Genomic DNA, 24,283 nt, shown 5'->3' with positions numbered 1-24,283 from the left:
CTATGAAAACAATTGACCAGGCCAACTTTGCCAACAAAAAAGTTTTGATCCGCGTAGATTTTAATGTTCCGCTGGATAAAGATTTTAATATTACAGATGACAACCGCATTACGGCCGCTTTGCCAACCATCAAAAAGATTTTGAAAGATGGCGGCGCAATTATTCTGATGTCGCATTTGGGACGCCCAAAAAATGGCCCGACAGAAGAGTTTTCTTTAAAACACATTGTTCCGCATTTATCAGATTTGTTGGGCCAGCAGGTAGAATTTGCGAATGATTGCATTGGCCAGGAAGCGATTGACAAAGCAAAAGCTTTGCAGCCGGGCGAAGTTTTATTGCTCGAAAATTTGCGTTTTTACAAAGAAGAAGAAAAAGGCGATGTCGAATTTGCCAAAAAACTGGCCGCTCTGGGCAATGTTTATGTAAACGATGCTTTCGGAACGGCGCATCGTGCACACGCTTCCACATCAGTAATTGCCCAGTTTTTCCCGGATGCCAAATACTTCGGCTACTTAATGGCTTCGGAACTGGAAAATGCAGAAAAAGTGCTGAACAACCCGGCAAGGCCATTCACAGCAATTATGGGCGGTTCAAAAGTTTCCGACAAAATAAAACTGATTGAGCGTTTGCTGGATAAAGTGGACAATTTGATCATCGGCGGCGGCATGGCTTATACTTTTGCAAAAGCCGACGGCGGCAATATCGGTACTTCTTTGGTGGAAATGGACAAATTGGATTTAGCCACCAGTTTGCAGCAAAAAGCAAAAGAAAAAGGCGTTCAACTTTTTTTACCGATTGATAATGTTGTGGCAGATAAGTTTGCCAACGATGCGAACACCAAAATAGCCAAAACTGGCCAAATTGAAGACAACTGGATGGGCTTGGATATCGGCCCAGAATCTGTGGAAGCGTTTTCCAAAGTAATTGAAGCATCAAAAACCATTTTATGGAACGGGCCGATGGGCGTTTTCGAAATGGATAATTTTGAAAAAGGGACCAAAGCTGTTGCCGAAGCTATTGTAAAAGCAACCCAAAACGGCGCGTTCTCTTTGATTGGCGGCGGCGATTCGGCGGCAGCGATCTCTAAGTTCAACCTGACTTCAAAAGTGAGTTATGTTTCTACCGGCGGCGGCGCGTTGCTGGAATACATGGAAGGCAAGGAGTTGCCGGGCGTAAAAGCGATCAATGACTGATGCTGTTTTTATCGGCATAAAAACAGTATGAAAAGCCTTTGCCAATTTTGGCAGAGGCTTTTTTAGGATGGCTTCTTTTTAACTTTATATCAAAATCAAAAACATGCCAGAAGTAACTATCATCTACCAAAAACCGGAAACTTTAAAAATATTAAAAGCGTTGGCAGTATATTTTGATTTTGAAATAATCGAAGAGAAAGATAACAAGTATTCTGTAAATGGGGGTAACGATAATACGAGTTGATCCAACCGCTGATCTTTCTGAATTAAGTAAAGTGTTTACTGGTAAAAACTTGGATGCTAAAAAGTTAAGGGAAGAAGCATGGCGGCGGAAAAAATGATTTGCGATACAAATGCTAAGCCATCTCTTTCATCTTAAAAAATAAATTACGCATAACTTCATAATAACTGGGTAATAACTCAAATAAAGCATTGGCCATTTTCTGGTTATAAGTATGGACAGATGCGTTTCGTTTTAAAATAATGTTTGCCCAAACTTGTTCATCATTAATGATACTTTCAGCATAAGCAGCAGCGAAAACAGACCGCGGACTATTCAAATCCATCAAACCGCGTTTTTCCAAAAAGCGTTTTAAGGTTTTCCAGGAAAGGTCAAAGCAATATTCGAAGCGTTGGATTGCACCGTCCCGCTCTAACAAAGAAGGCTGTGGAAGCAAGCCTTCTTTAAAAGTTGATAAAGCTTGTTCAAAAGTTTCGAGCTTATCTTCAAAATAATCATTCACAGCCATTCTGCATTTTTTAAGGCAATAGTTTTAAAACGTTCATCTACCTCATTAAAATTTACCAAATCAATTTTGTACAACATCGGCAAGTTTTCTATTTCTTCCTCAATTGCAGCTAAATATTTAGGTGAAATTGGTTCATTGCCAATCAAACCAATATCTATATCTGATCTTTTTAATTCGGTCAGATTTGCCTGGGAACCAAAAATAAAAGCACGATAGTTTAAACCAGCAAGGTTTTTTTTCAAAATAGCGCTGATCCAAAAAATAATTTGTTCCCTTCTTTTCATCAGAACAAATATATCCAAATGCTGCTTATACATAAAATTGATTTTCTGATGAAAAAAATAGCCGCGATGCTTCTTTTATGCCTGTTTTTTAGGCAAGTTTCCGCCCAAGTAAATGCCGATTCTGTGTATGTAAAAGCCAATTACCAGAAATTCGAATACCAAATCCCGATGCGCGACGGCAAAAAGCTGTTTACTTCAGTTTATGTGCCGAAAGATAAATCCAAAAAATATCCGCTGATGATGGACCGTACGCCGTACAGCGTTGCACCGTACGGAGCCGATCAGTACCGGCGTTCCTTAGGCCCTTCGCCATTGTTTTTGCATGATGGTTATATTTTTGTTTACCAGGATGTGCGCGGCCGGTGGATGAGCGAAGGCATTTATGAGGAAATGACACCGGAAAAGGATGTGCATCCCACCAAAAACGATGTGGACGAAAGCACGGATACTTATGATACGATCGACTGGCTGCTGAAAAATGTTCCCAATAACAATGGAAAAGTTGGCGTTTGGGGGATTTCTTATCCCGGGTTTTATACTACAACCGCTTTGTTAAGTCGGCACCCAGCACTGGTTGCCGCTTCTCCGCAGGCACCAATTGCGGATTTGTACCGCGATGATGCTTTCCACAATGGTGCTTTTATGCTGGTGGCCAACTTCGGTTTTTATCCAGGTTTTACCAATCGGCAGGATGACAAGCCGACGCAACGTCAGGCAACAGAATTTAACGCCGGAACAGAAGATGGCTACGATTTTTTCCTGCGGATGGCCACGATGAAAAACTCGAACACATTGTATTATAAGGATACAATCCGTTTGTGGAACGAAATGCTGGACCACCCGGATTACGACCAACACTGGAAAGACCGAAACGTATTGCCGCATTTAACCAACATCAAAACCGCAGTTTTGGTAACAGGCGGCTGGTACGATGCGGAAGATTTGTACGGTGCCATCAACACGTATAAAACTATTGTGAAAAATAACCCGACAACGCCTGCTTACTTTGCGATGGGCCCATGGGTTCACGGCGGTTGGGCGAGAGGCAATGGCGATCATTTGGGCGATGTTGGTTTTGGTTCGGCAACGGCAGCTTACTATCGGGAAAATATTGAGTTTAAATTCTTCAGTCATTATTTAAAAGGAACACAGACGGATTTGCAGCCGGTTTCTGTTTTCGAAACGGGTTCCAACCAATGGAAAACCTATAAAACATGGCCAGCAAAAGAAGCGCAGGAGAAAAACTTGTATTTCCTGTCCAACGGAAAACTTTCTTTCGATCCGCCAAAAACCAATGCTTCTTTTAACAGCTATATTTCTGACCCGAACAAACCTGTCCCTTTTCTCAGCAACACTTCGATGGACATGGACCGCGAATACATGACGGCCGACCAGCGTTTTGTAACAACCCGACCCGATGTTTTAACTTATCAAACGGATATTTTAAGTGATGATTTAACTTTGGCCGGAAATATCTGGGCCAATTTAAAAGTTTCGACTACGGGAACCGATGCCGATTGGGTAGTGAAAGTGATTGATGTTTATCCTGATTCCACCAAGAATACTTCTTTTACCGGGCAAAATGTGCAATTGTCGCATTACGAGCAAATGGTGCGGAGCGAGGCTATGCGCGGCAAATACCGCAACAGTTTTTCTAAACCGGAGCCTTTTGTTCCCGGAAAAGTTACGCCGGTTAATTTTGAGTTGCAGGATGTGTTGCACACCTTTAAAAAAGGCCATCGGGTGATGGTGCAAATCCAAAGCACTTGGTTTCCTTTGATTGACCGCAACCCGCAAAAGTTTATGAATGTTATGCAAGCTACGCCTACTGATTTTCAAAAAGCAACCATGAAAGTTTATACTTCTAAAACAGAACCAAGTTTTTTAAAGGTGCGGGTGATGTAAAAGGAGGGATTTTGGCCAATGAATTTATGCCGATAAAAGAAGCATTCGATAAATTTTGCAATGCTTCTTTTATCGGCATAAATTTTATTTAAAAGCATATTTGATGCCCAGGCTTGGTGTCAAATTAAAAATCGGCCCGCGGAAAATTTCGATGCGTGGGTCAAGATCAACACTAACCGCAATTGGCGAATCCGGGATTACATATTCTAAACCGATCACGCCATCAGCACCCAACAATAGGGAAGAATTGTTATAAACTTTGTAATCGCCATTATAAACCCGATAACCGCCGCTGCCCACGCCGCCAACGTGCCCGCCAAAACCATAATAGAACTTCAGTTCGGCTACGTTAAAAGCCGGTTGGTGTTTTTCAATTAAACCCGTAAACACCACGCCTTTGGTACGGAAACCCAAAACACCTTCCAAAGCTGTTGTTGGGTCTGTAAAATATTTGACGGAAATGCCGCTTTCGTAACTAAAGCGCAGCCCGGCAGCCGTTTGGTACGATTGCGCGCCGGCCTTTTTGCTGTAAAATAAAACGACGGATATGAACAACAAACAAAGACAAATTTTTTTCATAGAGTGGATTTAATCGGCCCAGTTGTACTACTTGGCCATCTGCAAAAATGAAAATTTTAGCAATACCAAATCCGCGTTTCTGGAAAAATAATTAAAAGTTAAAAAATCAACAGGAATAATTAGCCAGGAGTTTATTCAGGAAATGTGATATTTTAGCAGAAATTACAAGTTGTATGCGCATCAAAAAATTACCCGCTAAAAGAAGCATCAGGCTTTTCCTGGTGATCAATGCTGTTGTGTTTTTATCTTCCGGCTGTGCAAAAGGCCAGTTGGGCAACAATAACGGGCAGGAATATCGCAACGGTATGGTAGTTTGCGCCTACTCGGATGCGGCAAAAGCAGGTTTGGCCATCCTGAAAAAAGGCGGCAACGCGGTTGATGCGGCCATTGCCGTTCAGTTTGCTTTGGCCGTAACGCACCCTACGGCGGGCAACATTGGCGGCGGCGGTTTTATGGTTTACCGATCGGCCAAAGGCGAAACCAATACATTAGATTATCGGGAAAAAGCGCCAGGCGCGGCAAGTGCCAACATGTATTTGGATTCGGCGGGAAACGTAATTGCCGATAAAAGCCTGCACACGAACCAAGCTTCTGCCGTTCCCGGTTCGGTGGATGGCATGGTGGAAGCGCACCGGAAATATGGAAAATTGAAATGGGCGGACTTGGTTCAGCCAGCGATTGACCTGGCGGAAAACGGATTTACACTGACGGAAAAACTGGCATCCAACTTAAATACGATGCAAGGCAATTTCCGCAAACTTAATCCCGGCAAAAATTATTATTTAAAAGAAGGCGGCTGGAAAGCTGGCGACAAAATGATGCAGGAAGATTTGGGCGCAACGCTGGAACTGATCCGCGATAAAGGCCGCGAAGGGTTTTACGCCGGCAAAGTAGCCGACGAACTGGTAGCCGAAATGAAAAGCGGGAACGGCCTCATCACCAAAACCGATTTGAAAAACTACCATTCGGTTTGGCGAAAAGCAATCACCGGCAATTATAAAGGTTATAAAATCATCACGATGCCGCCGCCATCCAGTGGCGGGATTGCGTTGCTGCAACTGCTGCGTTCGGTGGAGCCTTTTCCCTTAAAACGCTGGGGTTTTAACCAGGATTCGACGGTGCAGGTGATGGTGGAAGCAGAAAGGCGCGTGTATGCCGATCGTTCTAAATACCTCGGCGACCCGGATTTTTTTAAAGTCCCGGTGGATAGTTTGCTTCAGTCTAAATACACGGATGCACGAATGAAAAGCTTTAACTGGAACCAGGCCACGCCAAGCACTGCGATACAGCCAGGGACATTTGTTGGCTACGAAAGCGACCAAACCACACATTTGGTTGTGGTAGATAAAGAAGGAAATGCGGTTTCCATCACCACCACTTTAAACGGTTCTTTCGGTTCGGGCATTGTGGTAAAAGGCGCTGGTTTTTTGCTGAACAACGAAATGGACGATTTCAGCTCAAAGCCTGGGGTGCCAAATATGTTTGGCTTGATAGGCGGGAAGGCCAATTCAATCCAGCCGGGCAAACGCATGTTGTCTTCCATGACGCCAACAATCCTCGAAAAAGATGGTAAACTGTTTATGGTGGTTGGCACACCGGGCGGTTCTACCATTATCACTTCTGTTTTTCAAACCATTTTGAATGTGGTGGAGTTTGACCAAAGCATGCAACGTGCGGTAACTTCCAAACGCTTCCATCACCAATGGCTGCCGGATGATGTAAAGGCAGAAAAAGATGCTTTGGACAGTGCCACCATCCAAAAACTGGAGCGCAAAGGCTACAAAATTATGGTTGATGGCCCGATTGGCCGTGTAGATGCAATTTTGAAAACGAAATGGGGCTATTACGAAGGCGGCGCCGACCCGCGCGGCGACGATACCAAGTTGGGCTGGTGATGGTGATTACGGAATTTTTTCGGCATCACAATGCAAAATCCGTTCGTGCTTTTAATCCCAAATTTATGCCGATAAAAACAGTATCACATACACCAGCATCTGTTAAAATATGTTAAGCCGCGGTTTTTGCAGATTAAAACAATAAATTTGCGTTTTACGCTGTTTTTGCACATGAAGAAGTTGTATGTTGTTTTCGCGTTGATGCTTGCCCTTACGGCATGTAAAAAAGCGGCTATAGACAGGACGGCCTATTTTGCGCAAATCGGTATAGACAGTGATAAAATCAGGGCTTACCTCATCGCCAATAAAATACCGATAAAAAAAGTAGGCGATACCATTGGTGTTTATTACCAGATTTTAGATTCGGGTAATGTGGCCAGTCTTTACACACAATCTACTTTGGTTACAGTTGGTGCTTCGGCAAAAATATTAGGCGCAAAAGATACACTGACTAAACCAAGCATTTTCCATCCGTCTTATACTTTGGGAAGTGTGATCCGTGGCTGGCAGGTTGGCATCCCGTTAATCAAAAAAAACGGCAGGATACGACTTTTTGTGCCTTCGCGTTATGCTTATGGCATGTACGATCATCAAAACCCGTATATCCCGGCCAATTCCTGTCTCGATTTTGATATTACATTATATAACGTTACCAATTAAAATTAAAAATTACCTATAATGAAGCAACTTGCTTTCGCCTTTTTATCCGTACTTGCTTTAGCCATGTTTTCCTGTAAAAAGGAGTACGACCAGATTCAAACAGTTGACAACAATACCATACAAAGCTATATTTCTGCCAATGGTTTAAAAATGATGCCCGGCGACAGCGGCATTTACTATCAAATTATCAAGCCCGGCGATACCGGAAACCCGATAACCGATTCGGATGTGATTTTTTACGCTTATTCTGTTAAAACTTTGGATGGAAAAGTTGTTTCTACCGATACCGTTTTAAACCGCGTCAGCAATTACGCAGGGCTTAACCTGTTTAATTACCGTTATTATAGCACTACCACCATGGCTCCAACCACTGCATTTTTCCCGCTGCCTGTTGGCTTGCAGTTTAGCATCAAAAAGTACCTGCAAAAGCGCAACGGTATCATCCGTATGCTTATCCCTTCCAGTCAGGCTTATGGTTTGGCCGGTTATACATTTCCGGATTTAAGGGTTAAAATCCCGGGAAATGAATCTTTGGATTATACCGTTTACCTCTACAATGTGGACAGTCAGTTAGCTTATGATACGGTACAAATCAGAAATTACATCAAAAATAACAACCTGACAGGGTTCCAAAAAACACCTTCCGGTTTGTATTACAAAATTGTTGACCCTGGTTCTGGCACAGACCAGATTTACAGTACTTCAACCGTTACAATTACTTATACAAAGCGTTTGTTGCTAAGCGGAATTGTTACCGAAAATAAAAGTTTAGATGCTGCTGCCTTAGGAGGTTACATTGCCGGCTGGCAGGAAGGTTTACAGAAAATTAATTCCGGAGGGAAAATACGCTTGCTGGTTCCTTCAGGTTTGGCTTATGGTGCTATACCAACATCTACAGTAGAAGGCCAAAGCACTTACAATGTCCCGCCAAACTCTATTATGGATTATGATATTAATGTAACCGCAGTAACAAACTAATTTTTAGGTGATAAAAGAAGCATTAGGAAAGTTGTAAGTTGTAAGTTTTTGACGATAAAAGAAGCATTGTGCTGTCATCCTAAATTTATTTCAAGATCTCTCATGAAAAGTAGAACTAATTTTGCGTAGGCCGAAACAAGTCCGGCATGACAAAAACAAGAACGCACTAATTTTTAGGTGGTAAAAGAAGTATCGCCCTAAACGTTATCCGTTCAGTGCTTTTTTAAATGCTGCCAAACATCGTTCCCGCGCTTCTTTATGATCTACGATTCGTGCTGGATATTTAAATGGATCAAGATATTCGGGCACCCATTTTTTAATGTATTCAAATTTTGGGTCGAAGCGTTTGGTTTGTGCTTCTGGGCTAAATATCCTGAAAAACGGAGATGCATCGGCACCAGTCCCTGCGGCCCATTGCCAGCCGCCTACATTGCTGGCCAAATCATAATCCAGCAGTTTTCGGGCAAAATAATGTTCGCCCCAACGCCAGTCAATCAATAAATGCTTGCATAAAAAACTGGCCGCAACCATGCGCACGCGGTTGTGCATCCAGCCCAAAGCATGCAATTGCCGCATCCCGGCATCCACAATCGGGTAGCCGGTTTCGCCTTTGCACCAGGCTTCAAACTCCTGCTCGTTGTTGCGCCATTGGATTTTATCAAATTCGGGTTTGTAAGCATGGTTGGCTGTTTGCGGGAAATGCCAGATAATCATGGCATAAAAATCTCGCCAGATCAGTTCATTCAGCCAGGTTTTTTCTACTTGTTTATTGGCTTCAGTTGCCAGTTCGCGAATGCTGACCGTGCCAAACCGCAAATGGACGCTGATCCGTGAAGTGCCTTCCAGCCCCGGGAAATCTCGCGTTTTGGCATAATCGGCAATGATGGATTTGTATTCGTTTTTAGGGACTTGGATCGAACTTTTTTCAAAACCAATATCATGTAATGTAGGGAAAGTAAGCTGGGTTTGATACAGGTTTTGCAGGTATTTTTCTACCGGATAAGGCTTTAGGTAAAAATCGTTCAACTTTTCTTTCCATTTGCGCGAATACGGGGTAAAAACAGTGTACGGGCTACCGTCGGGTTTCATCACTTCGTTCCGGTCGAAAATAACATGGTCTTTATAAGTGCAAAATTTGCTGTTTTTAGCTGCTAAAATTTGGGCGATTTCTGTATCGCGCTCTTTGGCGTACGGTTCGTAATCGTGGTTGGTAAAAACAGTATCAACTGCATATTCATTCAAAATTTCGGCAAATGCTTCTTTTGGCGATGTATTTTTAACGAGCATCGAACTGCCCAACCGCTTCAGTTCCTCGTTCATGTTAACAAGCGATTGGTGGATAAAAGTAACGCGCGAATCATCTTTGTCTTCCAGCTTGTCCAGAATTTCGGTATCAAAAATAAACATTGGTAAAACCGGTTTGCCACTTTTGAGCGCGTGGTAAAAACCGGCGTTATCGGTCAGCCTTAAATCGCGGCGGAACCAAAACAAGTTGATGCTTTTTTTATCGGGCATAAATTTCGCGGATGGCTTCTTTTATTGTTGGATATTTAAATACAAAACCGGCTTGTTCTGTTTTTGCTGCCGATACCTTTGTGCTGGCTAAAACCACGGCACTCATTTCGCTCAAAGCTAATTTCAAAGCAAACGCCGGAACTTTGGGCAACCATAATGGTCGGTTTAATTGTTTTGCTGCGGTGATGGTAAGTTTGGCATTGGTTGCCGGGTTTGGCGCAACCATATTATAAACACCGGTCAGCTCTTTTTCAATCCCAAAAAGGTATAAATCAATGGCATCTTGCAAATGGATCCAGGGAACCCATTGCTTGCCTAAATCAAGGATTGTGCCAAAACCAAATTTGATGGGCAAGGCCAATTGTTTCAAAGCACCGCCTTCATCGGTCAAAACCACGCCCGTTCTTAATTTCAAAATTTCCAAACCTAAAGCTGCACCTTCGTCCACCGCTTTTTCCCAAACTACACAGCATTGGCCTAAAAAATCTTTTGCAGAAGGTGAAGTTTCTGTTACCATCTCATTCCCGCAATCACCGTAAAAACCCGTTGCCGAAGCAGAAACTACTTTTTTAATTTGGTGCGGATGCTGTTTCAACAAGTTATAAATCAGTTCAATGGATTTCGTCCGGCTGCTGATGATCTCTTGTTTCCGCTCGTCCGTCCAACGTTTATCGGCCACGCCTGCGCCTGCTAAATGGATGATCAAATCTACACCGTTGATACAATTGGCATCAATACTGCCTTTGGCCACATCCCACAAAAAGGTTTTTACTTTTGAGTTGATGCCTGTTTTTCGGCTCAAATGGCTTACGGTGTAGCCTTTTTCGAGTAGAAGGCTGGTAAGGTGTTTGCCAACCAACCCGGTTCCGCCGGTAATTAAAATATGCTTGCCCATTGGGCTGATTAACTTTTTTTAAAGCTTTAAGTTTGCCGGAACTGAACTTTCATTTTTAGGCCGATGCTTCTTTTAACACATAAAAAAAGAGGGCCGGTAATTAAACTAGCCCTCTTTTAATGTTTTAAAATTAAAACGAAGAACTACATTTTCATCGTAGTATCTTTTTTCATTTTCATTTTTTTGCCCATTTTGCCATGTTTCATTTTGCTTTTTTTCATGGAATCTTGGGTCATGGCAGGAGTGCCTTTTACTGGGGCGGCATTTACAGTTAAACAAGTAGCAACCATCATTGCACCGGCCATCATCATTACTTTAAGAGCTGAAATTTTCATAGTTTTATTTTTAGTTTTTTAGTTTGCATAAATATAGACACATCTGTTTCAATTTATTTAATATTTTAAAAAATATTTTTCAACAAACCCATTATTTGCATTTGATATGAAAGAATTTTTAGAAGCGGCTTATGCCGAAGCTGCGGCCGGTTTTGCCGAAGGCGGTATCCCGATTGGTTCTGTGCTGGTGCATCAGGGCAAAATTATCGGCCGCGGACACAACCGGCGCGTACAAAAAGGCAGCGCAATTTTGCATGGCGAAATGGATGCCTTAGAAAATGCAGGACGCTTGCCTGCAGCTGTTTACCGCGAGTGCGAACTGTATACCACGCTTTCTCCCTGCCCCATGTGTTCCGGCACTATTTTACTGTATGGGATACCTAAAGTTATCATCGGCGAAAACAAAACTTTTATGGGCGAAGAAGAACTGTTGCGCAGCAAAGGCGTAAGTGTAACGGTGGTTGACGATAAGATGTGTTATGAATTGATGCAAAAGTTTATTGCAGAAAGCCCGGAACTTTGGAATGAAGATATTGGTGTGTAAACTGTTTTCACTAATGTAGTTGCTGATTTTAAGGGGATAAAAACAGTAGGGTTGGTTCTTCGGCTGTAATGCTTCTTTTACCCTATATTTTTTTACTTTAAATTTTACGGTTGCCGAGCACTAAATTTTATGTGCTAAAAGAAGCATTTGCTTTTCATTTTCCGGTTACAGCAATTTCAGTTAATGCCTTGTTGAACAAATATTAATTATTTGAATAGAAACAAAACCAAAAGGAAATAACTTCTTATAAAAGGCAATCCTAAGATAAGAAGGTAGGGTTTCTAAACCTCATTTTTTTAAAAAACACTTTGCCTAAACTTCCTCCAAACAAAGCCCACTAATTCTAAAACGAAAATGGAAAACAAAAATCAGCAAAACAGAACCGAAACCAACAAAAAGCTACAAGATCTGGAGCAGGATACTTCTTATTCCGACGGCCAGTTTTTAACCACCAACCAGGGCTTAAAAGTAAACGACGACCATAACTCGCTCAAAGCAGGCGACCGTGGCCCAACACTTTTAGAAGATTTTATCCTGCGGGAAAAAATCACCCATTTTGACCATGAACGCATCCCGGAAAGGGTAGTGCACGCTCGGGGCACCGGTGCGCATGGTTATTTCCAGGTTTACGAACCCATGGCCAAATACACCAAAGCCGGTTTTTTAAATGATCCTTCCCGCAAAACACCCATCTTCGCCCGTTTTTCTACCGTTGGCGGCTCGCGTGGTTCAACCGATCTGGCACGCGATGTCCGTGGTTTCGCAGTTAAATTTTATACCGAAGAAGGGATTTATGATTTTGTGGGAAACAATATACCTGTGTTTTTTATCCAGGATGCGATCAACTTCCCGGATTTGATCCATGCTGTAAAGCCCGAACCACACAACGAAATCCCTCAAGCTTCCTCTGCCCATGATACTTTTTACGATTTTATTTCGCTGATGCCAGAATCCATGCACATGATTATGTGGCTGATGAGCGACCGTGCCATTCCGCGCAGCTATCGTATGATGGAAGGTTTTGGTGTACATACTTTTCGGTTGATTAATGAAGAAGGCAAAGCAACCTTTGTAAAATTTCATTGGAAACCTTTGCAAGGCGTTTTTTCTGTTGCCTGGGACGAAGCACAGAAAATTTCAGGTAAAAACCCCGACTTCCACCGTATGGATTTGTGGGAAGCAATAGAAAACGGTGATTTCCCGGAATGGGAGCTGGGCGTGCAATTGATCTCCGAAGAAGACGAACACAAATTTGATTTTGATATTTTAGATTCGACCAAGATTGTACCAGAAGAATTAGTCCCTGTCCAACGTATTGGTAAAATGGTGCTAAACCGAAACCCGGACAGTTATTTTGCTGAAACAGAGCAAGTGGCTTTTCACCTTGGCCATATTGTCCCTGGTATGGATTTCACCAACGACCCATTGTTGCAAGGCCGCCTATTTTCCTACACGGATACCCAGTTGACACGTTTAGGCAGCCCAAACTTTCATGAAATCCCCATCAACCGTTCTATCGCGCCGGTTGTTAATAACCAACGCGAAGGCCATATGCGCCAAACGATCAACAGTGGCCGGGTGGCATACGAACCAAATAAAATTGCTGACGGTTTCCCAAAACAGGCCAAAGTTTCCGAAGGTGGTTTTACTTCTTACCAAGAACGGATTGATGCCAAAAAAATCAGGGCACGCAGTGATAGTTTCCGCGACCATTTTAGCCAGGCAACCTTGTTTTTTAACAGCATGTCAGAAATAGAGCAGAACCACATCATTGATGCTTTGCGTTTTGAATTGGGCAAAGTAGATATGGAAGAAATACGTATGCGAATGCTGGGTTTATTGTCTCAAATAGATGCAACTTTAGTAAGCAAAGTGGCCGAAGGTTTGGGCATGGCAGTCCCTTCAAAACCGGAATCGCCAATGAATTTTAGCCACGGCGCAGATGCAGACCCGGCAAAATCAGAATCTGTAAAAGGCAAATCGTCGATCAAAAAATCGGAAGCTTTAAGCATGGCCAAAGTGGTGAGCAAAAGCATCAAAACACGGCAAATTGCTTTTTTAGCGGCAAACGGCGTAGATGGCGATGCATTAAATGCCATGAAATCTGCGTTAAAAGCAGCAGGCGCAACGGTAAAAGTTATTGCCCCAAAATTAGGCAAAATCAAAGACAGCAAAGGCAATGCGATTAATGTTGACCAAAGCTTCCTGGTAGCTGCCTCTGTTTTGTTTGATGCGGTTTATATTCCCGGAGGAAAAGACAGCATTGCAGCTTTGGAAAAAGAAGGGGATGCTTTCCATTTTGTGGACGAAGCTTACCGCCATTGCAAACCAATTGCTGCGGATAAAGAAGCGATTGAACTGCTAAAAGGTTCTTATTTGGGCAAAAAGGTATTGGCAGGTACATCAGATGAATCGAAACTGGCAAAAATGGGTTTGGTTTTAAACCAATCGCCTGCTGTTTTCATTGATGCCATCAGCAAACACCGTTTCTGGGAGCGTGAAAAACCGGAAGAGAAGTTTCCGGCATAGTTAAAATTTAGGATACTGTTTTTATCGGTATAAAATCCGCGTTGCTGTTTGTGGCAACGCGGATTTTTTGTTGGTAAAAGAAGTATGTCTCGCGCTGTCATGCCGAACTTGTTTCGGCATGACAAAAACCAAAAAACCCGCGTTACAAACAGTAACGCGGGTTTTTACCGGATAAAATAAGCATACTTCTTTTATCCGGTAAAAATTGGATTACGCTTCCACGGCTTCCAATTCCGGGTGTTTTATTTCCACTTTTTCTTTTTTGCCAAACAACCTGTTTTTTAGGTTTACGCGGATAAGGTACATGCACGGAACCAGGATCAGGGTGATGATGGTTGCAAAGCCTAAACCGAAGATCATGGTCCAAGCAAGCGGTCCCCAAAAGGCAACGTTGTCGCCACCAAAGTAAATATGCGGTTGGAAGTGGGTAAACAAGCCAACAAAATCAATATTTAAACCTACGGCCAAAGGTATTAAACCTAAGATAGCGGCAGTGGCAGTTAACAGTACCGGTGTCATCCGGGTATGGCCGGCTTCTACCACGGCATCATGCACGTTGGTGCCTTGCTCTATCAGCATATCGGTAAACTCAACCAACAAAATCCCGTTCCGTACCACTACGCCTGCCAATGCGATGATCCCGATGCCGGTCATTACAATCGCCATCGTCATCCCGAAAATACTTACGCCAAGCAACACGCCAATGATACTAAAGAAGATTTCGCTGATGATGATAAAGGTTTTGCCGATGGAGTTAAACTGGATCATCAGGATGATCAGGATTAATCCAAAGGAAGTGGCCAAAGCACTGCCCAAAAAGGTAACGGCTTCCAACTGGTCTTCCTGACCGCCGCCCTGGCGGATGATCACGTCATCAGGTTTTTTAAAGTTGTCGATCGCTTTTAAAATATTGGCGTTTACTTCGTTGGCATTATAAGGTTTGATTACGCTTGAACCTAAAGTTAATACACGGCGTTGCTGTTTCCGTTTAATATTGCTGTAAGTATCGGTGTATCGGACATCCGTAAAAGCAGAGATAGGCACCTGCCGAATAATGCCGCCCGAACCCATATCGCGGTAAGTAATTTTCATATTGCGTATTTCGTCAATATTACCGCGTTGGTCCTGTAAGGCCCTCACTTTTATCTGGTAATCATCTTCTTTCGTATTCCTAAAATCACCGGCTTTTGCCCCGAAAACGGCCGTACCTAATGCCTGGCTGATTTGTGCCGTGTTTAAACCTTCCCGGTTTGCCCTTTCGCGGTCAATATCAAACACAATTTCTGGCTTGTCGTTTTGCACATCGGCAGTCAGGTTTTCAATGCCTGCAATATTTTGTTTCGCAATAAAGTTTTTTAGGCGGTTACTGGTTTTGACCAAAGTGTCCAGGTTATCGCCAATAATTTCAATACTGATATCCTTTTGTACCGGTGGCCCGCTGTTTTCCTGTGCCACGGCAATTTTAACACCCGGAATGCCTTGTACTGCATTGCGTATGTTTGTCAACACCTTTTTTGTATCCTTACCGTTGCGCTTGCCAAACTCCACAAAGGCAACTGTTATTTTGCCTTTATTTTCATAATCGCCCTGGTCTTCATCCGTTGGGTCAGTTACGCCTTTGGTAACGTTGGAGATGATAGACGATACAATGTTTTTGTCCGGCTCAACTACTTGTGCCACACGCTGCTCCAGCTTTTTGGTAATTTCGTTTGTGGTAGCCTGGTCTGTACCGATGGGCATGGTAATGTACACATAAGCAAAATTTGGATCGCCGGATGGGAAAAATACCGGTGTTTTGCCTAACACCACCATTAGCACGATAGCCAGTACAAATAAGCCAAAAGTCCCTAACAAAACGGTAACCGGCCTGTGTACAGCACGTTCCAGCCATTTGGCGTACCAGGCCTGGAATCTCGGCCATACATTTTTTTGGAACCTGTCAATTACTTTTAGCAAAAAGAAGTGGTTAAACAGGTACAAAACAATCATCACAACCATAAAATTTCCAAAGCCAATATTGATAAAGTAACCAACGGCAGTAGCTATGGCCAGATAAATAAGCGTACGTTTAACGCCTTTATCAAATTTGGGATGATCGTGTTCCCCTTCTACATGGGCTTTCATAAAATCAACCGCAAAAACAGGGTTCATGATATAAGCAACTACCAAAGAAGCCAGCAAAGTGATAATCAAAGTAATAGGCAAAAAGAACATGAAGTGGCCTATTAAACTGTTCCAGAAAGCCAAAGGGATAAACGGCGCAAGGGTAGTCATGGTGCCGGAAAACACAGGAAGAAAAACTTCGCCTGCCGCCATTTTTGCTGCTTCTTTTATCGGTACTTTTCCGTTATCAAAAATACGGTGTGTGTTTTCAATTACCACAATCGCATCATCCACCACAATACCCAAAGCAAGCAGGAACGAGAACAGCACAATCATGTTTAGCGTAAAGCCGATTGCAGGCATTACCAAAAATGCAATAAAGCAGGACAACGGAACTGATAATGCCACGAAAATAGCGTTGGTTGTACCCATAAAAAACATCAGGATAAGGGTAACCAATATAAAACCAATAATGATGGTGTTGATCAGGTCGTTCAAGGTAGTACGGGTTTTGTCCGATTGATCGCCAGTTACGGTAATGTTTAAGCCTTTTGGGAAAACTGTTTTTTCCTTTAGCTTAATCAGTTCGTTGATCTTATCCGATGCCTGGATCAAATTTTCGCCTGCCCTTTTACTTACGTTTAAGGTGATTACGTTTTTAAACTTCGGGTTATCGTTTGTTTTTAAACGGGCATAACTTTCCTGCTCCAAAAAAGCATCTTTTATTTCGGCAATGTCACGTAAATAAACTGTTTGGCCTTTTGGGTTCCTGATGGCCATGTCGGCTACTTCAGCCGCATTTTTAAAATCCTGTTTGATGTCTATGCTACGGCGTACACCGTCTGTTTTTACGGTGCCTGCTGTTGTTAAAATATTTTCTGAACCGATTGCCTGGATGACATCGCCAAAACTAACTTGTGCCGCGGCCATCTTGTTCAAGTCAACATTCACCTGGATTTCGGGCGTTAAGGCGCCTACTTCATCAACTTTAGAAATTTCCTTATAGCCTTCTATTTCATCTTTCAACAGATCGGCATATTCCTTTAACCGTTTTAAATCGTAGTCGCCAGAAATGTTGATGTATAAAATAGGCAAATCTGCAACGTTGATATCTGATATCACAGATTCTTTCAAGTTGTCATCATTCTGCGGCAAATCCTGTTTGGCTTTGTCCACCGCATCTTTTACATCAATTTTAGCATCTTTGATCTTAATGTTCGCCTGAAATTCCGCGGTGATAATTGATACGTTTTGAACCGAGTTGGACGTAACTTTTTTCAGCCCTTTCAAAGATTTTAATTGTTTTTCAATTTGCCTTGTTACCAAATTCTCAATATTTTGGGGCGATTGGCCGGCAAATGTGGTGGTAACAAACACCTTTGATTGCGCAATATCCGGAAAATTTTCTTTCGGCAAATTGTTATAACTGATTAGCCCTAATACCGTGATCAAAAAGATGAGCACGTAGATAGCCGTTTTGTTGTCAATGGCCCAGCTTGAGGGCGCAAATTCTTTTTTGAGATCTTTCATCATTAACAGATCAAGTGGTAAAATATATTAAGAGCCTGTTTAAATTTTATTCAGTTTATTTCTATGCTTCTTTTATCACATAAAAATCATTGGTTTATTATACTTTTTGTAAGGTCCAACATTTAAAAACAGAATTTACTGGCATAAAAGAAGCATTGTAAATTTTAACGATAAAAGTTTTGAATGCTTCTAATTGGCAGCGTTCAAAACTTTAATTTTATCGCCGTCTTCTATGTCTTCTGCACCTGCGGTTATCAACTGGTCGCCGGCATTTAGGCCCGATATTATTTCAGACTGGCCACCATAAGTAGCGCCAACTTTAACCGTTTTGCGTTTGGCCGTTCCGCTGTTGTTTACAAATACATAATCACCATCTTCTGATTTTTGGATGGCTTTGATCGGGACTGTAATGGCATTGGCTTTAGAATAATCGGCAATTTTTAAAATCGCAGTCATGTTTGGGCGAAGTGTTTTGCGTGTAGGCAATTTAATCTCGACTGCAAAACTGCGCGAAGTCGGGTCAATGGCTTTGGCCGCAAAAGTTACTTTGGTTACCAGCGAATCGTTGGCATCCGGCACTACAATTTTTACATTGTTGCCCGTTCCAACACTGGCAGAATAGGATTCGGGCACATCCGCCTTAACTTTTAAATTATCGGCGTTAACAATCCGGATGCCTGTAGTGCCGGGCTGTGCAACTTGGCCCAGTTTCAAATCCATTTGGTCAATCGTTCCGCTGATTGGCGAAGTTATACGGTACAATCTTGCCTGCTCGTTCAACGCTGCCACTTGTTTTTGGGCACTTTGCAAATTGGTCTGTGCCTGTAAAAACTGCACTTCGGTTCCGATTTTTTGGTCCCAAAGGTTTTTTTGGCGCTGAAACAACGTATTCAAAAGCGATACCTGCGATTGTGCCTGGGCAATTTGCTGCTTTAAAACACTGTTGTCTAATTGTGCCAGTACCTGCCCTCTGGATACGTGCTGGCCAACCCGTGCGTTAATTGCAATTATTGTTCCGGGTGCTTGCGGATAAGCGGTAACGTTGTCTTGCGCATCAATTTTACCCTGTATCTGTACGTAGTTGGTGAAATGGCCAGGTTTAACCTCAATTGTACTTACCTCTGTTGATTTGGTAGAATCTGTACTGCCGGTTTCAGCTTGCAGTTTTGTGATTTTCGAATTTATTTCAGACTGTTGTTTTTGCAAGTCCGCCAATTCTGTTTTTTTATCTTTTGGCTTATTAGAACATGCTGCTAAAAACAGTATGGCGGATAGGTATAATATTTTTTTCATTTTTGCTAAGAAGTTTAAAAAGTAATTTATTTAATTCTGCCGTAAGCCCTGTCAAGGTCAACTTTACTTACCAAGGCATCATACAAGCCTTGGATGTAATCGTTATCTGCCGTTTCAAGGGCCGTTTGTGCCTGGGTAACTTCAATACTCGAACCTACGCCTTGCTGATATTTTATTTTTGAAACACGCAACACTTCTTCTGCCAGTTCGCGGCTTTTTTTCTGGTTGTTTAGTGTTTGCAAGCCGTTAATAAAAATAATTTTAGCTTGGCTTGCCTGTAAACTTAATGCGTTCTTAAGGTTATCTAAGTTATTTCTATTTTTTTGCACAATAATTTGTGCTTGTCTGATTTGATTTATACGCTGCCCGCCAGTGTAAATTGGCAAGCTAAGAGATAGGCCAATGTAAGTAGTAGGAAAAGTAGTTCCGAATAAATTACCAAAATTATTATTTTGATAGGCCAATGCCGTACTTCCGTTAGCACTTAATTTAGGCAGATATTGACTTTTTAAGCGTTTTACATCGTACTCTGTTAACCGCAAATTGCTTTCCAATAAACCGTATTCAATCCTGTTACGGTAAAATGTAGTGTCAACATTCAGTTCTGCCAGATTATCATTAAGGTTAACGTCTGCCAGCTTATCTTTCAACGTTAAGTCGAATTCAATTGGCATCCCCATTTGAAACTTCAATAACTGATAATTTAATGCCAGTAAACGAAGTGTGTTTTCTCTGTTGGTAACCAGATTATTATATTGAACAGTAATCCTGTCAACATCTATCTTCTCTACAAAACCCTGTTTATTTTGGGCTACAGTTTGGTCAAGTTGTTGTTTAAGTTGGTTAATGTTGGCATCTAATAACCTGATTTGCTCATTGCTCACCAAAACCTGATAGTAAGCTTTAGTTACATTTACATCAGTTTGGATTTTTGTACGGGTATAACTGCGGTCAAAAAGTTCTTTGTAGGTTCGTCTCGCTTGTAATCCAACAAAGTAACTGGCATCAAATATAATTTGATTTAACGTTAGACCCAGGTTTGAATTATATTTTTGGGTAAAATTTACGGCCTGATAACCACCGGCACCGTCAGGAACAGTAGTTATTGTATTGCCTGTACCATTCTTCACTTTATTATCTATCAATACGCCATAAACTGCCGGTGTTATAAAATTGGGGAATAAAATTACCGGTGTTTTTAAATAGTCCTGAAAAGACGCTGCACCATTAATTTGGGGTAATCCCTGTGATATTATTTCTTTTACTCTGTAGTCGGCACTTTTAACATCTAATTTCGCGTTAAGGATCGAGTCTTGATGTTCATAAGCATAGTTCACACAATCAGTTATGCTAAAATTGTAGGTTTGATTAGGTGCCTGCGTTTGTGCAAACAGATGAAAACTGGTCAAAAAACAAATCAGCAGTGTAGTAATTTTTTTCATTTAATCGGGTTGGGTAAGGTGCTCTAATTTTTTGTAGTTTACAACTTATTTAATTGTTAATATTGATTTTATGCTGGTCCAATAACTGGTGCCCTTTCAACGTACAAACGCCATAATTAAAATGCTCCAGCAATTGGTATTGCACTTTCCAAGTGCTGAACTGGGAAAGCGGAAAAATAGTATGGTTAAAGCCCATTTCTACCTGGTGCACCCGCATTTTTGCCAAAACTTTAACATCCAAATCAGGCCGGATAAAACCTTGTTCTATGCCTTTGGTTAAAAGTTCTTCCAACGTTTTTATCAAAACGTTTGATTTAAACTTTTGAAACTCGCCCCAGGCCTCGGGATGATATTTTTGTATGTCATGGATTACAATTGGATTGATCCTTGAAAATATTTCTTCCGAACATTTCATCATGTTGATCATTTCGTCTATCACATTGGCCGAATCTTGTATAATCAGTTGCATCTGGCATTCGTCATCACGCAACTTTTTTTTGACCAATGCGATCACCAACTCGTTTTTGTCGCCAAAATAATGGTAAATGGTTTTTTTTGACATGCCCAAATGTTTGGCTATATCGTCCATCGTTACGCTTTTTATCCCGGCCTGCAAAAAAAGCTCGTCGCCGCCCTGCATTATTCTATCGATTTGACTAATTGACATGATAAGTCAAAACTAAAGAAACATTTTTAGGTTCCAAAGTTTCCTTTTCATTTTATTTTTTATTTACATTGTCCCTATTATTTCAGCTTTTACGGCAATGCTTCTTTTATCGCCTAAAAATTAGTTTTTTTATTTAGAGCCTGTTTAAATTTTATTCAATATATTTTCAATGCTTCTTTTATCCCCTAAAAATCATTGGTTTATTATACTTTTTGTATCGGCCAATCATTTAAAAACAGAATTTATAGGCATAAAAGAAGCATTGGAAACTTTTACTGATAGAAATTTAAACAGGCCCTTAATTATGAAAACCTGATTGAAAAAGTGTTTCCATTAGTCTAAAATAAACGGGTAATGTTACAGGCTTATAAATTATTTAAACCTTGCATTAAAATTTGAAGCAACAGCTTTTTTTGTGTATAAATGGTTTCCAATTGCACGGCATCCGGGAAAAAAGGCTGTTTTTGCTTATCGGAAGAATGCTGAACGCTGTCCAACGATTTAAAAACCAATTCGATGATTTCCTGCAGATCGTGTGTTTCGGCAAAAGTATCGCTCACCTGCTTGCGGTAAAGTGCCGTCAACAGGTTTATTTCAGTTTGATGGATTTCGCGTAAAACGTCCCAAATTACATCCGGAATGTTTTGCTGGTTCAACCTAAAATAATCAAAGAAGTTATAGTGGGAAGAGACAGTCCGGTGGATCCGTTGCAGGATAAAATAAAATGCATCGTTTATCGTGCAATTTTGGTCAACTTTATGTTGAAGCGCCAGAAGATATTCGGCAGAAAGTTTCCGGATAACACCGGTGTAAAGCTGGCTTTTATCCGGAAAATAATAATACAGCAATGCTTTTGACATGGACAAATCGCCGGCCAAATCGTTCATCGTGGTTTTAGAATAACCCAATTGCGAAAACCGTTTGTAAGCAGCCTCCAAAATTTGGTTTTTCTTGATTTCCTGCGGATCCGTAGCGTTTTCCATACGATTACTTTAAACGATAAAGCTCTTCTGGCAGTTACCAAAAGAGCTTAAAGATAAGCATACTGTTTTTACCGGCTAAATTTTAGTGTCAGTACTCCAGCAGAACATGCGGCCGGAAAGTATCTGTCCGTACTTCTGCTTTCAATTCATGCAAAATATTGTACAAACCAAAATTTGTACGGTTAACATAGATAAAATGTTTTACGCCGCGTGCTTGTTTAAACTCCGGCATCCGTGCAATTTTTTCTCCGAAAGAGTATAAACGGTCAAAAAATTCTGAATGGCTAAAATCAAAACTGTCCGTCATATAAGGTTTGGCAAAAAGCCCGATCATTTCTTTGTACGCCTGGTAATAAAACTCAATTTGCTGCGGACTGTCGTTCGGCAAAATCATTTCCAACTGGCGGAAAGCTTTGATCGTTTCCTCTTTATTCTGCAACAAATCCGAAGAAGTGGTGGAAAAGAACGGATAATAAAAATCGTCGGGCATTTCTTTGATGCAGCCAAAATCAATTACACCTAATTTGCCTTTCGGCGTGATCATGAAATTTCCAGGATGCGGATCGGCATGTACAGCGCGCAACTCGTGCTGCTGAAAATTGTAAAAATCCCACAACGCCTGGCCAATCAAATTCCGCTCTTCCTGCGAAGGGTTGGTTTGCATATATTCCTTCAAATGTTTGCCTTCCAGCCAGCTCATCGTAATAATGCGTTTCTTGGAAAGTTCGGGATAATAAGTTGGGAAAACCACATTTTTTAAACCGGCGCAAGCCTGCGTAAATTCGATGGAACGGCGCACTTCCAATTCATAATCGGTTTCTTCCAACAGGCGTTCTTCCACTTCGCGCATGTAAATATCCAGTTCCTTTTCGCTCATGCCCAACAAGCGGAAAGCGAAAGGTTTAACGAGTTTTAAATCCGAAGAAATAGAATCGCCAACGCCGGGATATTGTATTTTTACGGCCAGCTTTTGCCCGTTTAGTTCCGCTTCATGTACTTGTCCAATGGAAGCTGCATTGGTTGATTTTAGGTTGAACTTGTCAAAAATCTGGTCCGGCGATTTACCAAAATACTTTCTAAAGGTCTGCACAATCAGCGGGCCCGAAAGTGGCGGCGCATTGTACTGCGATTGCGAGAATTTATCCACATAAGCTGTCGGCAAAATATTTTTGTCCATGCTCAGCATTTGCGCCACTTTCAAGGCTGAACCTTTTAGTTCGCTCAACGATTCGTAAATATCCGCTGCGTTATCTTGGTTCAGCTCATCATTGTTCATGCCCGGGTTAAACAGCTTTTTCGAATAATGCTTTACGTAATTGCCACCAATTTTAAAACCCGTTTTTACAAACTTGGCAGATCGCTGTACTTTGGATGTTGGTATGCTGTTTTGTTCTTTATTTTCTTCGCTCATGCTGTTTTTATCGGCAAAAAATTGGTGTTGTTTTTGTTTTGGGCGTGCCTCTACGGGTCGGGCTATTCGTTCCAAGTCCTCGTTCGTGCCTCACTCCAGGCTTTCCACTACTATCCTTCACGCACCTGCAAGCGGCTCTACTAACGCAATTAATTATTTTCCTGCTTCAAATCACCCGTCTTGTTCCAATAGGATTTAGGAAATAAACCTTTTTGCTGGTTAAAGTATGCAACTACTTGTTCAGTAGTCATGTCTTTTGTTTCGTTATCTATTTGATCGCGAATTTTTCTTAATTGTGCAATCATGGATTCACTTTCTTGAACTTCAGTCTTCATATTCTAAAATTTCTCTTGGTGTCCTTATTTCTAAACTTTTGTGTCCCAACTTTGCATTTACTGCATTGTATCCACGTATTCTGTTCACGTTTACAATATGTTTAAAATTCCAACTAACTAATATATCTGCACGAGTAAGGGTTGCCAAAGCAATGTGGTTACAATCTGTTCTACTTGTGTGGCCAACTACATTTTCACTAAGATACAACTTAGCCAAATTGACTGCTTCAGCAGAATTTAGTATAAATTCTAAGCTATCCTTTGGTACACGTGAAATCAAGTTCTTTACTCTTTCAGGGGCAAGTTCTAACTCTAATTCATTAACTTGGGAATATAGGATTATATACTTCCCTTCTTTTATTTTATCAAACAACAACTTCGTCCAAAACTCAAATTCAACATCAAAGTAGCCGCCGAAAACAGAAGTATCAAGATAAAGCCGTTCCATTAAGTTAAAA

General features: G+C 41.5%; 22 protein-coding genes. 8 read left to right on the top strand and 14 right to left on the bottom strand.

Annotated elements, in window-relative coordinates; all coding sequences use genetic code 11:
• Nucleotides 1-2 precede the first annotated feature (2 nt).
• Both Q0192_RS09935 and Q0192_RS09930 read left to right on the top strand, forming a co-directional pair.
• Nucleotides 3-1,193 carry a phosphoglycerate kinase gene (locus tag Q0192_RS09935; protein ID WP_299289327.1) on the top strand — a complete coding sequence of 397 codons (1,191 nt, stop codon included), beginning with the start codon at nt 3-5 and terminating at the stop codon, nt 1,191-1,193.
• A 103-nt stretch (nt 1,194-1,296) separates the two neighbouring features.
• On the top strand, nt 1,297-1,437 hold the full coding sequence (locus Q0192_RS09930) for a hypothetical protein (protein WP_299289326.1): 141 nt from the start codon (nt 1,297-1,299) through the stop codon (nt 1,435-1,437).
• A gap of 112 nt (nt 1,438-1,549) precedes the next feature.
• Here Q0192_RS09930 and Q0192_RS09925 read toward each other — a convergent pair whose 3' ends face one another.
• Together Q0192_RS09925 and Q0192_RS09920 are read right to left on the bottom strand one after the other, a co-directional pair.
• The gene (locus Q0192_RS09925) at nt 1,550-1,942 is read right to left on the bottom strand and encodes an HI0074 family nucleotidyltransferase substrate-binding subunit (protein ID WP_299289325.1); all 393 of its coding nucleotides are present in this window, start codon (nt 1,940-1,942) and stop codon (nt 1,550-1,552) included.
• Entirely contained in the window at nt 1,933-2,226 is a 294-nt protein-coding gene (locus Q0192_RS09920; protein WP_299289324.1) for a nucleotidyltransferase domain-containing protein, read from the bottom strand. The genes Q0192_RS09925 and Q0192_RS09920 overlap by 10 nt, the downstream gene beginning before the upstream one ends.
• Before the next feature lie 48 nt (nt 2,227-2,274).
• On the opposite strand from Q0192_RS09920, the gene Q0192_RS09915 reads away from it, so the two are divergent.
• Nucleotides 2,275-4,131, top strand: coding sequence for a CocE/NonD family hydrolase (locus tag Q0192_RS09915; protein WP_299289323.1), 1,857 nt, complete (start codon nt 2,275-2,277; stop codon nt 4,129-4,131).
• 84 nt (nt 4,132-4,215) lie between these two features.
• Here the strand turns inward: Q0192_RS09915 and Q0192_RS09910 are convergent, their stop codons facing one another.
• Nucleotides 4,216-4,710: a hypothetical protein gene (locus Q0192_RS09910; protein WP_299289322.1), complete on the bottom strand. Its 495-nt coding sequence runs from the start codon at nt 4,708-4,710 to the stop codon at nt 4,216-4,218.
• A 173-nt stretch (nt 4,711-4,883) separates the two neighbouring features.
• Here Q0192_RS09910 and ggt point away from each other — a divergent pair, with 173 nt between their 5' ends.
• From ggt to Q0192_RS09895, 3 genes are all read left to right on the top strand, one after another.
• Nucleotides 4,884-6,605 (top strand): gamma-glutamyltransferase, encoded by a 1,722-nt coding sequence (gene ggt, locus Q0192_RS09905; protein WP_299289321.1) that lies wholly within the window; start codon nt 4,884-4,886, stop codon nt 6,603-6,605.
• Between the two features lie 126 nt (nt 6,606-6,731).
• A complete protein-coding gene (locus tag Q0192_RS09900) occupies nt 6,732-7,265 on the top strand; it encodes an FKBP-type peptidyl-prolyl cis-trans isomerase (protein WP_299289320.1) in 534 nt (177 codons plus the stop codon).
• An 18-nt stretch (nt 7,266-7,283) separates the two neighbouring features.
• Entirely contained in the window at nt 7,284-8,243 is a 960-nt protein-coding gene (locus Q0192_RS09895) for an FKBP-type peptidyl-prolyl cis-trans isomerase (protein WP_299289319.1), read from the top strand.
• Nucleotides 8,244-8,447: 204 nt separating this feature from the next.
• On the opposite strand, the gene Q0192_RS09890 is transcribed toward Q0192_RS09895, so the two are convergent.
• The 3 genes from Q0192_RS09890 to Q0192_RS09880 all read right to left on the bottom strand — a co-directional run bounded on the left by Q0192_RS09890 (nt 8,448) and on the right by Q0192_RS09880 (nt 10,988).
• Nucleotides 8,448-9,758: a deoxyribodipyrimidine photo-lyase gene (locus Q0192_RS09890; RefSeq protein ID WP_299289318.1), complete on the bottom strand. Its 1,311-nt coding sequence runs from the start codon at nt 9,756-9,758 to the stop codon at nt 8,448-8,450.
• Complete coding sequence (locus Q0192_RS09885) at nt 9,748-10,653, bottom strand: TIGR01777 family oxidoreductase (protein WP_299289317.1); 906 nt, start codon at nt 10,651-10,653, stop codon at nt 9,748-9,750. Before Q0192_RS09885 ends, Q0192_RS09890 begins: the two co-directional genes overlap by 11 nt.
• Before the next feature lie 143 nt (nt 10,654-10,796).
• The gene (locus tag Q0192_RS09880; protein ID WP_299289316.1) at nt 10,797-10,988 is read right to left on the bottom strand and encodes a hypothetical protein; all 192 of its coding nucleotides are present in this window, start codon (nt 10,986-10,988) and stop codon (nt 10,797-10,799) included.
• Between the two features lie 106 nt (nt 10,989-11,094).
• Here Q0192_RS09880 and Q0192_RS09875 point away from each other — a divergent pair, with 106 nt between their 5' ends.
• A complete protein-coding gene (locus Q0192_RS09875; protein WP_299289315.1) occupies nt 11,095-11,532 on the top strand; it encodes a nucleoside deaminase in 438 nt (145 codons plus the stop codon).
• Between the two features lie 354 nt (nt 11,533-11,886).
• Nucleotides 11,887-14,061, top strand: coding sequence for a catalase (locus Q0192_RS09870; protein WP_299289314.1), 2,175 nt, complete (start codon nt 11,887-11,889; stop codon nt 14,059-14,061).
• A gap of 210 nt (nt 14,062-14,271) precedes the next feature.
• Here Q0192_RS09870 and Q0192_RS09865 read toward each other — a convergent pair whose 3' ends face one another.
• The 8 genes from Q0192_RS09865 to Q0192_RS09830 all read right to left on the bottom strand — a co-directional run bounded on the left by Q0192_RS09865 (nt 14,272) and on the right by Q0192_RS09830 (nt 24,273).
• Nucleotides 14,272-17,697, bottom strand: a complete 3,426-nt coding sequence (locus tag Q0192_RS09865) for an efflux RND transporter permease subunit (RefSeq protein WP_299289313.1) — start codon at nt 17,695-17,697, stop codon at nt 14,272-14,274.
• A 186-nt stretch (nt 17,698-17,883) separates the two neighbouring features.
• Nucleotides 17,884-18,987 (bottom strand): efflux RND transporter periplasmic adaptor subunit, encoded by a 1,104-nt coding sequence (locus Q0192_RS09860; protein WP_299289312.1) that lies wholly within the window; start codon nt 18,985-18,987, stop codon nt 17,884-17,886.
• 26 nt (nt 18,988-19,013) lie between these two features.
• Entirely contained in the window at nt 19,014-20,429 is a 1,416-nt protein-coding gene (locus tag Q0192_RS09855) for a TolC family protein (protein ID WP_299289311.1), read from the bottom strand.
• Between the two features lie 49 nt (nt 20,430-20,478).
• Nucleotides 20,479-21,096 (bottom strand): TetR/AcrR family transcriptional regulator, encoded by a 618-nt coding sequence (locus Q0192_RS09850; RefSeq protein ID WP_299289310.1) that lies wholly within the window; start codon nt 21,094-21,096, stop codon nt 20,479-20,481.
• Between the two features lie 365 nt (nt 21,097-21,461).
• Nucleotides 21,462-22,079 (bottom strand): TetR/AcrR family transcriptional regulator, encoded by a 618-nt coding sequence (locus tag Q0192_RS09845; protein ID WP_299289309.1) that lies wholly within the window; start codon nt 22,077-22,079, stop codon nt 21,462-21,464.
• Between the two features lie 88 nt (nt 22,080-22,167).
• Nucleotides 22,168-23,490 carry an AarF/UbiB family protein gene (locus Q0192_RS09840; protein ID WP_299289308.1) on the bottom strand — a complete coding sequence of 441 codons (1,323 nt, stop codon included), beginning with the start codon at nt 23,488-23,490 and terminating at the stop codon, nt 22,168-22,170.
• A gap of 149 nt (nt 23,491-23,639) precedes the next feature.
• Nucleotides 23,640-23,825, bottom strand: coding sequence for a hypothetical protein (locus Q0192_RS09835; protein WP_299289307.1), 186 nt, complete (start codon nt 23,823-23,825; stop codon nt 23,640-23,642).
• Nucleotides 23,815-24,273: a PIN domain protein gene (locus tag Q0192_RS09830; RefSeq protein ID WP_299289306.1), complete on the bottom strand. Its 459-nt coding sequence runs from the start codon at nt 24,271-24,273 to the stop codon at nt 23,815-23,817. Before Q0192_RS09830 ends, Q0192_RS09835 begins: the two co-directional genes overlap by 11 nt.
• Nucleotides 24,274-24,283: the final 10 nt, after the last annotated feature.

Source organism: uncultured Mucilaginibacter sp. (assembly GCF_937859865.1).
In the GTDB taxonomy this organism is placed as follows: domain Bacteria; phylum Bacteroidota; class Bacteroidia; order Sphingobacteriales; family Sphingobacteriaceae; genus Mucilaginibacter_A.
This window is presented reverse-complemented; position numbering and strand designations above follow the sequence as displayed.

What these genes read in the sequence shown, in the direction of transcription:
- Q0192_RS09830 (WP_299289306.1), bottom strand. Translation starts at nt 24,273, where the DNA reads ATGGAACGGCTTTATCTTGATACTTCTGTTTTCGGCGGCTACTTTGAT.
- Q0192_RS09840 (WP_299289308.1), bottom strand. Translation starts at nt 23,490, where the DNA reads ATGAGCGAAGAAAATAAAGAACAAAACAGCATACCAACATCCAAAGTA.
- Q0192_RS09860 (WP_299289312.1), bottom strand. Translation starts at nt 18,987, where the DNA reads ATGAAAAAAATATTATACCTATCCGCCATACTGTTTTTAGCAGCATGT.
- Q0192_RS09855 (WP_299289311.1), bottom strand. Translation starts at nt 20,429, where the DNA reads ATGAAAAAAATTACTACACTGCTGATTTGTTTTTTGACCAGTTTTCAT.
- Q0192_RS09880 (WP_299289316.1), bottom strand. Translation starts at nt 10,988, where the DNA reads ATGAAAATTTCAGCTCTTAAAGTAATGATGATGGCCGGTGCAATGATG.
- Q0192_RS09835 (WP_299289307.1), bottom strand. Translation starts at nt 23,825, where the DNA reads ATGAAGACTGAAGTTCAAGAAAGTGAATCCATGATTGCACAATTAAGA.
- Q0192_RS09865 (WP_299289313.1), bottom strand. Translation starts at nt 17,697, where the DNA reads ATGATGAAAGATCTCAAAAAAGAATTTGCGCCCTCAAGCTGGGCCATT.
- Q0192_RS09915 (WP_299289323.1), top strand. Translation starts at nt 2,275, where the DNA reads ATGAAAAAAATAGCCGCGATGCTTCTTTTATGCCTGTTTTTTAGGCAA.
- ggt (WP_299289321.1), top strand. Translation starts at nt 4,884, where the DNA reads ATGCGCATCAAAAAATTACCCGCTAAAAGAAGCATCAGGCTTTTCCTG.
- Q0192_RS09885 (WP_299289317.1), bottom strand. Translation starts at nt 10,653, where the DNA reads ATGGGCAAGCATATTTTAATTACCGGCGGAACCGGGTTGGTTGGCAAA.
- Q0192_RS09875 (WP_299289315.1), top strand. Translation starts at nt 11,095, where the DNA reads ATGAAAGAATTTTTAGAAGCGGCTTATGCCGAAGCTGCGGCCGGTTTT.
- Q0192_RS09850 (WP_299289310.1), bottom strand. Translation starts at nt 21,096, where the DNA reads ATGTCAATTAGTCAAATCGATAGAATAATGCAGGGCGGCGACGAGCTT.
- Q0192_RS09930 (WP_299289326.1), top strand. Translation starts at nt 1,297, where the DNA reads ATGCCAGAAGTAACTATCATCTACCAAAAACCGGAAACTTTAAAAATA.
- Q0192_RS09895 (WP_299289319.1), top strand. Translation starts at nt 7,284, where the DNA reads ATGAAGCAACTTGCTTTCGCCTTTTTATCCGTACTTGCTTTAGCCATG.
- Q0192_RS09925 (WP_299289325.1), bottom strand. Translation starts at nt 1,942, where the DNA reads ATGGCTGTGAATGATTATTTTGAAGATAAGCTCGAAACTTTTGAACAA.
- Q0192_RS09890 (WP_299289318.1), bottom strand. Translation starts at nt 9,758, where the DNA reads ATGCCCGATAAAAAAAGCATCAACTTGTTTTGGTTCCGCCGCGATTTA.
- Q0192_RS09935 (WP_299289327.1), top strand. Translation starts at nt 3, where the DNA reads ATGAAAACAATTGACCAGGCCAACTTTGCCAACAAAAAAGTTTTGATC.
- Q0192_RS09920 (WP_299289324.1), bottom strand. Translation starts at nt 2,226, where the DNA reads ATGAAAAGAAGGGAACAAATTATTTTTTGGATCAGCGCTATTTTGAAA.
- Q0192_RS09910 (WP_299289322.1), bottom strand. Translation starts at nt 4,710, where the DNA reads ATGAAAAAAATTTGTCTTTGTTTGTTGTTCATATCCGTCGTTTTATTT.
- Q0192_RS09845 (WP_299289309.1), bottom strand. Translation starts at nt 22,079, where the DNA reads ATGGAAAACGCTACGGATCCGCAGGAAATCAAGAAAAACCAAATTTTG.
- Q0192_RS09870 (WP_299289314.1), top strand. Translation starts at nt 11,887, where the DNA reads ATGGAAAACAAAAATCAGCAAAACAGAACCGAAACCAACAAAAAGCTA.